The sequence below is a fragment of the Niveibacterium sp. genome (assembly GCF_041909475.1).
Lineage (GTDB): Bacteria > Pseudomonadota > Gammaproteobacteria > Burkholderiales > Rhodocyclaceae > Niveibacterium.
Window position 1 is genome coordinate 85307 of the sequence record NZ_JAYRDJ010000009.1, and the last position, 11959, is coordinate 97265.

At 67.8% G+C, this 11959-nt stretch carries 11 protein-coding genes; 8 read left to right on the forward strand and 3 right to left on the reverse strand.

Annotation, left to right across the window (positions count from 1 at the left end; translation table 11 throughout):
* Positions 1-292 precede the first annotated feature (292 nt).
* From ACE3P0_RS08570 to ACE3P0_RS08595, 6 genes are all read left to right on the forward strand, one after another.
* The gene (locus ACE3P0_RS08570; protein WP_374401841.1) at positions 293-817 is read left to right on the forward strand and encodes a polymer-forming cytoskeletal protein; all 525 of its coding nucleotides are present in this window, start codon (positions 293-295) and stop codon (positions 815-817) included.
* Positions 818-883: 66 nt separating this feature from the next.
* Positions 884-1255, forward strand: a complete 372-nt coding sequence (locus ACE3P0_RS08575; protein ID WP_374401920.1) for an ArsR/SmtB family transcription factor — start codon at positions 884-886, stop codon at positions 1253-1255.
* On the forward strand, positions 1230-2303 hold the full coding sequence (gene arsB, locus ACE3P0_RS08580) for an ACR3 family arsenite efflux transporter (protein ID WP_374401843.1): 1074 nt from the start codon (positions 1230-1232) through the stop codon (positions 2301-2303). The genes ACE3P0_RS08575 and arsB overlap by 26 nt, the downstream gene beginning before the upstream one ends.
* 16 nt (positions 2304-2319) lie before the next feature.
* The gene (arsC, locus tag ACE3P0_RS08585; protein ID WP_172202296.1) at positions 2320-2745 is read left to right on the forward strand and encodes an arsenate reductase (glutaredoxin); all 426 of its coding nucleotides are present in this window, start codon (positions 2320-2322) and stop codon (positions 2743-2745) included.
* A 108-nt stretch (positions 2746-2853) separates the two neighbouring features.
* Positions 2854-6777: a trifunctional transcriptional regulator/proline dehydrogenase/L-glutamate gamma-semialdehyde dehydrogenase gene (putA, locus tag ACE3P0_RS08590; RefSeq protein ID WP_374401845.1), complete on the forward strand. Its 3924-nt coding sequence runs from the start codon at positions 2854-2856 to the stop codon at positions 6775-6777.
* A gap of 91 nt (positions 6778-6868) precedes the next feature.
* Positions 6869-7999, forward strand: a complete 1131-nt coding sequence (locus ACE3P0_RS08595) for a branched-chain amino acid ABC transporter substrate-binding protein (protein WP_374401847.1) — start codon at positions 6869-6871, stop codon at positions 7997-7999.
* A 61-nt stretch (positions 8000-8060) separates the two neighbouring features.
* Here ACE3P0_RS08595 and ACE3P0_RS08600 read toward each other — a convergent pair whose 3' ends face one another.
* Entirely contained in the window at positions 8061-9011 is a 951-nt protein-coding gene (locus ACE3P0_RS08600) for a helix-turn-helix domain-containing protein (protein ID WP_374401849.1), read from the reverse strand.
* A gap of 153 nt (positions 9012-9164) precedes the next feature.
* Here ACE3P0_RS08600 and ACE3P0_RS08605 point away from each other — a divergent pair, with 153 nt between their 5' ends.
* Both ACE3P0_RS08605 and ACE3P0_RS08610 read left to right on the forward strand, forming a co-directional pair.
* Positions 9165-9680: a cysteine hydrolase family protein gene (locus ACE3P0_RS08605; protein ID WP_374401851.1), complete on the forward strand. Its 516-nt coding sequence runs from the start codon at positions 9165-9167 to the stop codon at positions 9678-9680.
* 131 nt (positions 9681-9811) lie between these two features.
* Positions 9812-11032, forward strand: coding sequence for a cyanophycinase (locus tag ACE3P0_RS08610; RefSeq protein ID WP_374401853.1), 1221 nt, complete (start codon positions 9812-9814; stop codon positions 11030-11032).
* 4 nt (positions 11033-11036) lie between these two features.
* Here the strand turns inward: ACE3P0_RS08610 and ACE3P0_RS08615 are convergent, their stop codons facing one another.
* Positions 11037-11591 (reverse strand): type II secretion system protein, encoded by a 555-nt coding sequence (locus ACE3P0_RS08615; protein WP_374401855.1) that lies wholly within the window; start codon positions 11589-11591, stop codon positions 11037-11039.
* Entirely contained in the window at positions 11588-11959 is a 372-nt protein-coding gene (locus tag ACE3P0_RS08620; protein ID WP_374401857.1) for a type II secretion system protein, read from the reverse strand. Before ACE3P0_RS08620 ends, ACE3P0_RS08615 begins: the two co-directional genes overlap by 4 nt.

The window sequence follows — 11959 nt, forward strand, 5'->3', positions numbered from 1 at the left end:
GCCGGTGATGCCAATGGAATCAGGAGCCGCGATCAGAACACGCATGCGAGCGCTTGACCAGAGGCAGCGACGCTGTCGTCACATCCCGACACACTTGAGTGCCGCAAGGCCAGCCGGATCGGGGCTTGCCACCGATTTTCGCGTCGCCGTGGAGCGACACTTTTGTGCCAATGGCACCGACAGGCTTCGATGATTATCGCGCAATCGCCCGGCCCGCCGGCACTGGCATGCAAACTGCATTGTCGGCCCTGCCCATGCATCCGGGCGCATCACCGAACCGGCAGGAGTCCACATGATCGCCAAACCCAGCATCCTCGACCAGCACCGCGAATCGCGCAGCATCCGCCGCCCACCGGCATCCGATTCCCTGCCGGGCGTGCCCGACTCTTTCAAACCCGCCGCCTTCCCGGCCACCTCGAGTAGCCCGGTGGCGGACAACCGGCTGGTCGTGGGGCCGCGCGTGAAACTCAGCGGCGCACAGATCCTCGATTGCGACACCTTGCGGGTCGAAGGCCATGTCGACGCCGCGTTGGAAAGCCGCGTGATCGAGATTGCCGCCGGCGGCAGCTTCAACGGCGCCGCGCGAGTCGAGGCAGCAGATGTCAGCGGCCGCTTCGAGGGTGAGCTGCATGTCAGCGGCCGCCTCAAGCTGCGCGCCGGTGCGCAGATCCGCGGCAAGGTGCGCTATGGCAGCCTGGTGGTGGAAGCCGATGCGACGCTGTTCGGCGATGTTGCGCCGGCAAGCCAGGCCGACAACGCCCCCACAGCGGAGCGCCCGAGCGCGCAGATCGCGTCGATCACGGCCTTGCTGGCCTGAGCACATGCGGCGCGGTGGCGCCGCTTCGGCGGCGCATCATTTCAATAATTCTTGTAATATTGAATGATGCATAGGGATAACGCCGCTACGGTCTTCGAATCGCTCGCATCGGGCATCCGGCTCGATGTGTTCCGCCTGCTCGTTCGGCAGGGGCCGGCTGGCATGGTGGCGGGCGACGTCGCCGGTGCGCTCGATATCGCGCCGAACAAACTCTCCTTCCACCTGAAGTCGCTGCTCCACGCCGGGCTTGTCACGGTTGAGCAGGAGGGGCGTTTCCAGCGCTATCGCCCGAACATCGCGCTGGTCGCCGATCTGGTTGCCTATCTCACTGCGGAGTGCTGCGGCGGGCGGCCGGAGGCCTGCGCGGATCTGCCCGCCACGCCGTGTTGCCCCGAAACCGCTGTCGAAGTCGATGAAAGCCATGACGCAAACACCTGACACTGCCAACACACCCGCACCGATGAACGCCTTCGAGCGCGGGCTGAGCCTGTGGGTTTTTCTCTGCATCCTCGCGGGCATTGCGCTCGGCCAGCTGTTGCCCGGCGTTTTCCAGGCGATAGGCCGGCTTGAGTTCGCGCAGGTGAACCTGCCGGTCGGCCTGTTGATCTGGGTGATGATCATTCCAATGCTGGTGAAAGTGGATTTCGGCGCACTGCATCAGGTTCGCCAGCATGTTCGCGGCATCGGTGTGACGCTGTTCGTGAACTGGCTGGTGAAGCCGTTCTCGATGGCCCTGCTCGGCTGGCTCTTCATCCGCCAGCTATTCGCGCCGCTGCTGCCGGCTGAGCAGATCGACAGCTACATCGCCGGGCTGATCCTGCTGGCCGCCGCCCCCTGCACCGCGATGGTCTTCGTGTGGAGTCGCCTGAGCAATGGCGACCCGCTGTTCACGCTGTCGCAGGTGGCGTTGAACGATTCGATCATGGTGTTCGCGTTCGCGCCGCTGGTCGGGCTGCTGCTGGGTATCTCCGCCATCACCGTGCCATGGGCGACCTTGGTCACCTCGGTCGTGCTTTACATTGTGATTCCGGTGATCCTTGCGCAGCTATGGCGCCATCGCTTGCTGGCCAAGGGTCAGGCGGCTTTCGATGCCGCGATGGCGCGCATCGGGCCGTGGTCGATCAGTGCATTGCTGGCCACGCTGGTGCTGCTGTTCGCCTTTCAGGGCGAGGCGATCATTCGCCAGCCCTTGGTGATTGCACTGCTCGCGGTGCCGATCCTGATCCAGGTCTTCTTCAATGCCGGGCTGGCCTACTGGCTCAACCGGCGGCTTGGCGAACAGCACAGCGTCGCCTGCCCCTCGGCGCTGATCGGCGCCTCCAATTTCTTCGAGCTGGCCGTCGCCGCCGCGATCAGCCTCTTCGGCTTCCAATCCGGCGCTGCGCTCGCCACGGTGGTCGGCGTGCTGATCGAGGTGCCGGTGATGCTGCTGGTCGTACGCATCGTCAATGCCAGCAAGCCCTGGTACGAACAACAACCCCGCTGAGAACAGGACGCCCCAAATGAGTCAGGTGACGATCTATCACAACCCCGCCTGCGGTACGTCGCGCAACACGCTGGCGATGATCCGCAATGCCGGCATCGAGCCGGAGGTGGTGCTCTATCTGCAGACGCCGCCCAGCCGGGACACCCTGCTGGCGCTGATCCGCGACAGCGGCCTCGCGGTGCGCGACGTGATCCGCCAGAAGGGCACGCCTTACGAGGAGCTGGGCCTCGCCGACCCGACGCTGAGCGACGACGCACTGATCGACGCGATGCTCGCGCACCCGATCCTGATCAACCGGCCGATCGTCGTCACGCCGCTCGGCACCCGCCTGTGCCGGCCTTCGGAACTGGTACTCGACATCCTGCCGCAGCCGCAGCAAGGTGCCTTCACCAAGGAGGACGGCGAAGCGGTGGTGGACGCGCAGGGCCGCCGCCTGATCTGAGCCAGCGCCGCGCCGCCGCAATCCGGAACGAGATTGTCGTGCACCGGGTAGCGGCCGGCGCCACCGCGAACCATACTGGTTGCACCCACAGAGAACACAGGTGCAACCATGTCCGCCACCACCCTCGGCGTCAAACTCGACGACGCCGCACGCGAACGCATCCGCCTGGCCGCACAAGGGCTTGAGCGCACGCCGCACTGGCTGATCAAACAGGCCATCTTCCATTACCTCGACGCGCTGGAGCACGGCCACACACCGCCGGAATACGACGGCAGCGGTGCGCTGATCGAGGCGGACGAGCGCCCGGCCCCGGCCGAAGGGCCGCAACCCTTCCTCGACCTGGCGCTTGGGGTGCAACCGCAGAGCGAACTGCGCGCCGCCATCACCGCCGCCTACCGCCGGCCGGAACCCGAAGCGCTGGCGATGCTGTTGCCGCTGGCCCGCCAGTCGGCCGAACGCACCGATGCGACCCGCTCGCTCGCGACGCAGCTGGTCGAAGCGCTGCGTGCGAAAGGCACCGGCGGCGGCCGCAACGGGCTGGTGCAGGGCCTGCTGCACGAGTTCGAACTCTCAAGCCAGGAAGGCGTGGCGCTGATGTGCCTCGCAGAGGCGCTGCTACGCATCCCCGACCGCGCCACCCGCGACGCGCTGATCCGCGACAAGGTCGGCCGCGGCGACTGGGCCGCCCACCTCGGCCAGTCCGAATCGCTGTTCGTGAACGCCGCGACCTGGGGGCTATTGATCACCGGCAAGCTGGTCGGCACGCAGTCGGAATCGGGCCTCAACAACGCACTGTCGAAACTGATCGCGAAGAGCGGCGAGCCGGTGGTGCGCAAGGGCGTGGACATGGCGATGCGCCTGATGGGCGAGCAGTTCGTCACCGGCGAAACGATTGCCGAAGCGCTGGAGAACGCGCGCGGCCACGAAGCCAAGGGCTTCCGCTACTCCTACGACATGCTTGGCGAAGCCGCGCTGACCGCCGCCGACGCCGAGCGCTACTACGCCGCCTACGAGCAGGCGATCCACGCCATCGGCCGCGCCGCCGCCGGGCGCGGCATCTACGAAGGGCCAGGCATCTCGGTGAAACTGTCGGCGCTGCATCCGCGCTACAGCCGCGCCCAGCGCGACCGCGTGATGGACGAGTTGTACCCGCGGCTCGCAGCGCTGACTAAGCTCGCGCGCCGCTACGACATCGGGCTCAACATCGACGCGGAGGAAGCCGACCGGCTCGAAATCTCGCTCGATCTGCTGGAACGGCTGTGCTTTGACCCCGAACTTGCCGGCTGGCATGGCATCGGCTTTGTGATTCAGGCCTATCAGAAGCGCGCGCCGCATGTGGTCGACCATGTGATCGAACTCGCCCGCCGCAGCCGCCGACGCCTGATGGTGCGGCTGGTGAAGGGCGCCTACTGGGACAGCGAGATCAAACGCGCCCAGGTGGACGGCCTCGAAGGCTACCCGGTGTGGACGCGCAAGCTGCACACCGATGTCGCCTACCTCGGCTGCGCGCGCAAGCTGCTCGACGCACCCGAGGCGATCTACCCGCAATTCGCCACGCACAACGCCTACACCGTCGCCGCGATCTACCAGATGGCCGGGCAGAACTACTACGCTGGCCAGTACGAGTTCCAGTGCCTGCACGGCATGGGCGAACCGCTGTACGAAGAGGTGGTGGGCGCAGACAAGCTCGGCCGCCCGTGCCGCGTGTATGCGCCGGTCGGCTCGCACGAGACGCTGCTGCCTTACCTCGTCCGCCGGCTGCTGGAGAACGGCGCCAACAGTTCCTTCGTGAACAAGGTCGGCAACGACAAGGTGCCGGTCGCGGAACTGGTCGGTGACCCGGTCGCCGAGGCCGAAGCGCTGCAGCCGGTGGGCGCGCCGCATCCGGCGATCCCACTGCCGCGCGCCTTGTTCCCGGATGGGCGACTCAATTCGGCGGGGCTTGATCTCTCCAACGAACAACGGCTTGCATCAATCTCAGCCGGTTTGCTGGTAACGCGCGAGCAAACCTGGCGCGCCGTGCCACTGCTGGCCGATGGCCCGCGCGCCGGTCTCGCCCAGCCGGTCACGAATCCGGCGGATCGGCGCGATGTGGTCGGCGAGGTGATCGAAGCCAGCACGCAGGATGTGGCCGACGCCCTGGGCCACGCCTTCCACGCGCAGCCGGTGTGGCAATCCACGCCTGCCGCGGAGCGCGCCGCGGTACTGGAGCGCGCCGCCGACCGTTTCGAAGCGGAACGCCATGCGCTGATCGGGCTGGCGATCCGCGAGGCCGGCAAATCGCTGCCGAACGCGGTGGGCGAGGTGCGCGAAGCGGTCGACTTCCTGCGTTACTACGCCGGCCTGGCGCGTGCCAACGATGGCGCCCGCCCGCTCGGCCCGGTGGTCTGCATCAGCCCGTGGAACTTCCCGCTCGCGATCTTCACCGGGCAGATCGCTGCCGCCCTCGCAGCCGGCAACGTAGTGCTCGCCAAACCGGCCGAGCAGACGCCGCTGATCGCCGCCGCCGCGGTGCGCCTATTGCACGAAGCCGGGGTGCCGGCCGGCGCACTGCAACTCTTGCCCGGCCACGGCGAAACCGTGGGCGCGGCGCTGGTCGCCGACCCGCTGGTGCGCGGCGTGATGTTCACGGGCTCCACCGAAGTTGCGCGCCTGATCGCCCGCCAGCTCGCCGGCCGCCTGCTGCCCGATGGCTCCCCGGTGCCGCTGATCGCCGAAACCGGCGGCCAGAACGCGATGCTGGTCGACTCCTCCGCGCTGCTCGAACAGGTGGTGAATGACGCGATCGGCTCCGCCTTCGATTCGGCCGGGCAGCGCTGTTCGGCGCTGCGCGTGCTGTGCCTGCAGGAAGAGATCGCCGACCGCGTGATCGAGATGCTGCGCGGCGCGATGGCCGAACTGGTGATCGGCCCGCCGGACCGGCTTGCCACCGACGTTGGCCCGGTGATCGACGCCGAAGCGCGCAACGGCATCCTCACCCATATCGAACGCCTGCGTGCGCGCGGCGGCCGCATCCACCAGACGCCGCTGCCCGACAGCTGCGCGCACGGCAGCTTTGTGCCGCCCACGGTAATCGAGTTACCGGAACTCGCAGCGCTGCAGCGCGAAGTGTTTGGCCCGGTACTGCATGTGCTGCGCTACCGCCGCGAGGCGCTGCCGGCACTGCTGGAACAGATCCACGCGACCGGCTACGGCCTGACGATGGGCCTGCATACCCGCATCGACGAGACGATCGGCTACGTCACCACGCATGCGAAGGTGGGCAACCTGTATGTGAACCGCAACGTGATCGGCGCCGTGGTCGGCGTGCAGCCCTTCGGCGGCGAGGGCCTCTCGGGCACCGGGCCGAAAGCCGGCGGGCCGCTGGCGCTATCGCGGTTGGTGCTGGGCGGCGCGGCACAACTGCCCGGCAGTGCGGGCGCACCGGCCAGCCTGCCGGCGCGTGGCGCGCTGACGCCGCTCGAAGCACGCTGCAGCCTGCTCAACGCCGAAGCGCGCGAACGGCTTGGCCTGCTCGCCCGCTGGTGCGCCGACGCGTCGCCCGAACGCGCCATCGCCGAAGCGCTGGCGACCGCTCCACCGGTCGGCTCCCTGATCACCCTGCCCGGCCCGACCGGTGAGGCCAACCTGTATGCACTGATGCCACGCGGCACGGCGCTATGCCTGGCGAACCATGCGCCGGCGTTGGTGCCACAGTTGGCGGCCTGCCTTGCCACCGGCAACCGGGCGGCGCTGGTGCGGGAAGCGACTGCCGAAGCGCTCTTCGGCAGTCTGCCGGCGCCGCTGGCGGAACGCATCGAATGGGTTGAATCACCGCTGACCGCCGACGCAGACGCCGCACTGTTCGCCGGCGATGCCGACCAGTTGCGCGAAATCCAGCGCGCGCTGGCCGAACGCGACGGCCCCTTGCTCAGTTGCGCCGCCAGCGACGGCCGCGGCCGCTACCCGCTCGAACGCCTGCTGGCGGAGCGGGTGGTGTCGCTGAACACCTCGGCCGCTGGGGGAAATGCCACCCTGATGATGATTGGCTGAGCCATTCAGGCGCAGAATCGGGGTTTCGGCTGCTCACCGAGCGGCCGCCCCGATCCGTGGCCACACGCCACACAACATGGGAGACGCACGCATGACGATGAAGATGTCCGCCGCAGCCTTGTTGCTCGCGCTTGGCAGCACCGCCTTTGCTGCGCCGGTGGAAGTGAAGATCGGCTTTGCCGGCCCGCTGACCGGGCCGCAGGCGCACTACGGCAAGGATTTTCAGAACGGCGTGCAGCTCGCCGTCGAAGAGGTGAACGCCAGCAAACCGGTCATTGGCGGCAAAGAAGTGAAGTTCGTGCTGCTGGCAGAAGACGACCAGGCCGACCCGCGCAGCGGCACCGTCGTCGCGCAGCGCCTGGTGGACGACAACATCGCCGGCATGCTCGGACACTTCAATTCCGGCACCACGATCCCGGCCTCGAAGATCTATGCGCGTGCCGGCATTCCGCAGATCGCCATGGCGACCGCGCCGGCGTACACCGAGCAGGGCTTCAAGACCACCTTCCGCATGATGACATCGGACACCCAGCAGGGCTCGGTGGTCGGCAGCTATGCGGTGGGCAAGCTGGGCTTCAAGAAGATCGCGGTGATCGACGACCGCACCGCCTACGGGCAGGGCCTCGCGAACGAGTTCGAGAAGGCCGCCAAGGCCGCCGGCGCGACCATCGTTGCGCGCGAGTTCACCACCGACAAGTCGGTCGACTTCCGCGCGATTCTCACCAAGCTCAAGGCACAGGCACCGCAGGCGATCTTCTACGGCGGCTCGGAGGTGCAGGCCGCACCGATGGCGCGCCAGATCAAGGAACTGGGCATCAGCGCAACGCTGGTCTCCGGCGAGATGGTGAAGAGCGACAACTTCATCAAGCTGGCCGGCGACGCCGCAGAGGGCGTGATCGCCTCACTGGCCGGCCTGCCGATCGAACACATGCCGGGCGGCGCCACCTATGTGGCTAAGTACGAGAAGCGCTTCGGCAGCAAGGTCGAAACCTACTCGCCCTACGCCTACGACGGCGCGATGGCGATGTTCATGGCGATGAAGAAGGCCGACTCGGTCGACCCGGCCAAATACCTGCCCGCGCTCGCCGCCACGCAACTGCAAGGCGTCACCACCTCGCGGCTCGGCTACGACGCAAAGGGCGACCTGAAGGAAGGCGGCATCACGGTGTACAAGGTCGTCAAGGGCAAGTGGGAAGCGATGGAGAGCATCGGCGGCAAGTAAGTGGCAAGTGAGCCGCACCCAGCCTGACGCAACGGCGCCCTCGTGGCGCCGTTTTCTTTTCTCAAACCCCGCGGAAAGTCTGACGCCAGGCGCTCGGCGAAACACCGAAGGCGCGGCCGAAGTGCTGGCGCAGCGACACCGCGGAGCCGAAACCCGCCAGCGCGGCGATGCGTTCGACCGGCTGATCGGTGGTTTCGAGCAGGCGCTGGCTCAGCGCGAGCCGCTCGCCGAGCAGCCAGTCGCCGACCGTGGTGCCGGTGATCTGGCGGAAGTGGCGGGTGAAGCTGCGGCGGCTCATCAGCGTGCGTTCGGCGAGGCTGTCGAGCGAATGGGGCTGGTCGAGGTGCGCGCGCACCCAGTCGAGCAGATCGGCCAGGCGCGAATCGCGCGGGTGCGCCGGCAGCGCTTGCTCGATGAATTGCGCCTGCCCGCCCTGGCGGTGCGGCGGCGTGACGAGGCGGCGCGCGACGCGGTTGGCGATTTCGCCGCCGTAGCGCTGGCGCAGCAGGTGCAGGCAGCAATCAATGCCGGCGGCTGTGCCGGCCGAGGTGAGGATGCGGCCATCCTCGACGTAGAGCACATCCGCATCCAGCACGACCTTCGGGTATCGCTGCGCAAAAGCCTGTGCTGCGGCCCAGTGGGTGGTGGCACGGCGGCCATCGAGCAGGCCCGCATCGGCCAGCACGAAGGCACCGAGGCACAGGCCCACCAGCTGCGCACCGGCCGCATCGGCCGCCCGCAGAGCCTCGCACAGTGCCGGCGGTGCGGGCTCGATCGGGTTGCGCCAGCTCGGCACGATCACGATCTGCGCCCGCGCGAGCGCCTCCAGCCCGTGATCCACCTGCACCCGGAAACCGGCGGTGGTGCGCAGCGGGCCTTTCTCGGCGGCGCAGACCTGCAGATCGAAACGCGGCACGCCGGGGTGCGCGTCGCCGAACACGACGCAGGGCACCGACAGGTGGAAGGGGCTGATCTGATCGAAGGCCACCACCGCGACCACCGGCTTGTCCATCGCGCACTCCTCAGGCGTATCGGGCGTCTTCTGCGCCCAGCGATTTGGCCCGATCTTATCGGAGTTTGTCTTTCAGGCCACTCACGGCGCGCGCGTGACGACGCCGACAATGCCCCTCACCGAAACACCTCTCTTGCATGAAGGAGCAGCCCCATGAGCAAAGCACTACTGGTGGTCGACCTGCAGAACGATTACTTCGCCAACGGCAAATTCCCGCTGTGGAACACCGAGGCCATCCTTGCGAATGTGGAAGCTGCAATCGCGGCCGCCCACGCCAAGGGAGTGCCGGTGATCCATGTGCAGCACGTGGCCGACGCGTCGCGCGGCATCGCGCCCTTCTTCAACGCCGACACGCCGGGCGTCGAGATTCATCCGCAGATTCTTGCCGCGGCGCCGGAAGCGCCGGTGGTGGTGAAGCACTTCGCGGATGCCTTCCACGGCACCACGCTGAAGGCGACGCTGGATGCGCTGGGCGCGACCGAGCTGCTGGTCTGCGGCATGATGACGCAGAACTGCGTCACGCATACCGCGATCTCGAAAGCCGCCGAGCCCTACGCGGTGACCGTGCTGAGCGACTGCTGCACCACCGTCAGCCAGATGATTCATCTGATCGCGCTGAACGCCTTGTCCACCCGCGTGACGTTGGCGACCGCCGCCGACGCACTCTGAGCGGCGCGCGTCGTGACACCGTGCGCGCGGCACCGCGCAGTCGCCGGAACCCGGCGGGGGCGCTGCCTATACTGAGGACACGGCGCGGCGGCCTTCCGCCGCCCTGCGCCGCTGCGCTGAAGGACAAAAAAATGGGCACCTCGACTGCGTATTCCGGTGACGGCCGCGCCACGACCGCGCGCACCCTGCTCCGGCTGATCGCCGGCTTCATGCTGCTGGCGGCCTGCAACATCGCGCTGGCCGCGAAAACGCTCTACACGTATTCGGTGCTGGGCAACGCGCGCGCGCCAACAAGTGTTTCAGCGCCCACTCAACCCAGCTTCGTGCTGATGGGCGGCGGGCCGGATGTGGACGAAGCCTTCCGCTGGATGATCCAGCGCGCCGGCATCACACCGGGCAACGGTGGCCGCTTCGTCGTGATCCGCGCGACCGGCACCGACGCATACAACCCCTACATCTACTACAGCGACGCGGCGTCCGGCACCTCGTCGAGCTTTGCGGATGGCTGGGTCGGCGGTGCGGCGCTGGGGCTCACGTCGGTCGAGACGCTGGTGATCCCCAGCGTTGCGGCGGCCAACGACGCCTTCGTCAACAGCGTGGTCGGCAAGGCCCATGCGGTGTGGATCGCTGGCGGCGACCAGAGCGACTACATCAAGTACTGGAAAGGCACCGCGTTGGACACCACGCTGCGCGGCCTGATGGCGAAGAATGTGCCGCTCGGCGGCACCAGCGCCGGGCTGGCGGTATTGGGCTGGGCGGACTTCGCCGCGCTGAACGGCTCGGTCACCACCAAGCAGGCGCTCGACAACCCTTACAACCGCTACATGACGCTGGACCCGAGCCCGCTCGGCGGCGCCGGCTTCATCATGCCGCCGGCACTGAGCAACACGATCCTGGATTCCCACCTCGACTCGCGCGACCGGCTCGGCCGCCTGCTCGGCTTCGTCGCACGCATGATCAAGCCCAACACCGCGGGTGGCGGCTGCAGTGGCGGCGTGCTGGCCTCGGGCACCGGCCGCAGCGGTGCGCGCGGCATTGGCGTCGATGTGGAAACGGCACTGCTGGTGCAGGCGAATGCCCACGCGCCGACGCTGAGCGCACGCCGAGTCACCAACGTTTCGACCACCACCGAGAGCGCCGTCTACTTCGTGCGCCCGCGCGCCGATCCGTCGGTCTGCGCAGTGAAAACGCCGCTGACGATGCCCAACATCGAAGTACAGAAACTCGGCGATTCGGACACGGTGTTCGATCTGTCCGCGTGGTTCACGACCGATTGGTCGCAGCTGACGCCGCACTACCTCGACGTCACGAACGGCACCTTGCCCGCCCTGCCCTGGGCCTATCCGCTGTGAGGATTCAGGGCGCGGCTTGCGGCGCGCTGGCGTTGGCGTCCGGCGTGATGGTGCCGGTCGCCTGTGCCGGGTCGTAGCCAAAGCGCCAGGTGGCATAGCCACTGGCCGGCGCTGCCACCTGCGGTGCGGTCGCTCCGGCCGGCGTCGGGGCGCCGACGGTAGCCGGTGCCAGCGTGCGCTGCGGCTTGCGCATCGGCTCGCCCGGCGCGATCACCGCAACACCCATGATGCCGCCACCGGGTGCGGGGATCGGCATCCAGTTGGTGCTGCCGGTCAGCGGGTTACGCGGGATGCGGCGCAAGTGGCGCACGGTGCCGGGGAAGCGCGGGTCGCGCAGCAGATCGCGCAGTTCTTTCGGATACGAGGGTGAGCCTTGCGGGCTCGCGCGGTAGTAGCGCTTGAAGGCGCGGCTGAACTCGTCGCCCTGCGCCTGCAGCTCAGCTTCCTTGCTGCGCAGCGCAACGGTGCTGGCAAGCTCCATCGTCTGCGCCGACACCGCACCGATGATCGCGAGCAGGATCAGGATGCCGATGTAGCTGAAGCCATGCTGCCGGTTCATAACTCGGAATAGGCGCGGCCGTCGCGGGTGGCACCCGGTGCGCTGCTGTGCAGGTCGTACACGCCGCCGTCGCGCCCGCTCGGCGGGGGCACGACATTCCACGCGGTACGGCTATCGCGCAGTGGATCGAAGGGCAGCTCGCGCAGGTAGCGCCGCTCCACCAGCGCGTCGAGCGATTCGGGATAGCGGCCGCGGTCGGCGAAGTGCTTGTCGATCGCGTCGCGCGTAACGCGCAGGTTTTCGACCAGCACTCGTTCCTTCGCGATCTCGGCGCTGCCCATGTAACGCGGCAACGCCAGCGTCAGCAGCAGCGCGACGATGGCGAGCACCACCAGCAGTTCGATCAGGGTGAAACCACGCTGGCGCAT

What these genes read in the sequence shown, in the direction of transcription:
- ACE3P0_RS08570 (WP_374401841.1), top strand. Translation starts at nt 293, where the DNA reads ATGATCGCCAAACCCAGCATCCTCGACCAGCACCGCGAATCGCGCAGC.
- ACE3P0_RS08575 (WP_374401920.1), top strand. Translation starts at nt 884, where the DNA reads ATGCATAGGGATAACGCCGCTACGGTCTTCGAATCGCTCGCATCGGGC.
- arsB (WP_374401843.1), top strand. Translation starts at nt 1,230, where the DNA reads ATGAAAGCCATGACGCAAACACCTGACACTGCCAACACACCCGCACCG.
- arsC (WP_172202296.1), top strand. Translation starts at nt 2,320, where the DNA reads ATGAGTCAGGTGACGATCTATCACAACCCCGCCTGCGGTACGTCGCGC.
- putA (WP_374401845.1), top strand. Translation starts at nt 2,854, where the DNA reads ATGTCCGCCACCACCCTCGGCGTCAAACTCGACGACGCCGCACGCGAA.
- ACE3P0_RS08595 (WP_374401847.1), top strand. Translation starts at nt 6,869, where the DNA reads ATGACGATGAAGATGTCCGCCGCAGCCTTGTTGCTCGCGCTTGGCAGC.
- ACE3P0_RS08600 (WP_374401849.1), bottom strand. Translation starts at nt 9,011, where the DNA reads ATGGACAAGCCGGTGGTCGCGGTGGTGGCCTTCGATCAGATCAGCCCC.
- ACE3P0_RS08605 (WP_374401851.1), top strand. Translation starts at nt 9,165, where the DNA reads ATGAGCAAAGCACTACTGGTGGTCGACCTGCAGAACGATTACTTCGCC.
- ACE3P0_RS08610 (WP_374401853.1), top strand. Translation starts at nt 9,812, where the DNA reads ATGGGCACCTCGACTGCGTATTCCGGTGACGGCCGCGCCACGACCGCG.
- ACE3P0_RS08615 (WP_374401855.1), bottom strand. Translation starts at nt 11,591, where the DNA reads ATGAACCGGCAGCATGGCTTCAGCTACATCGGCATCCTGATCCTGCTC.
- ACE3P0_RS08620 (WP_374401857.1), bottom strand. Translation starts at nt 11,959, where the DNA reads ATGCGCCAGCGTGGTTTCACCCTGATCGAACTGCTGGTGGTGCTCGCC.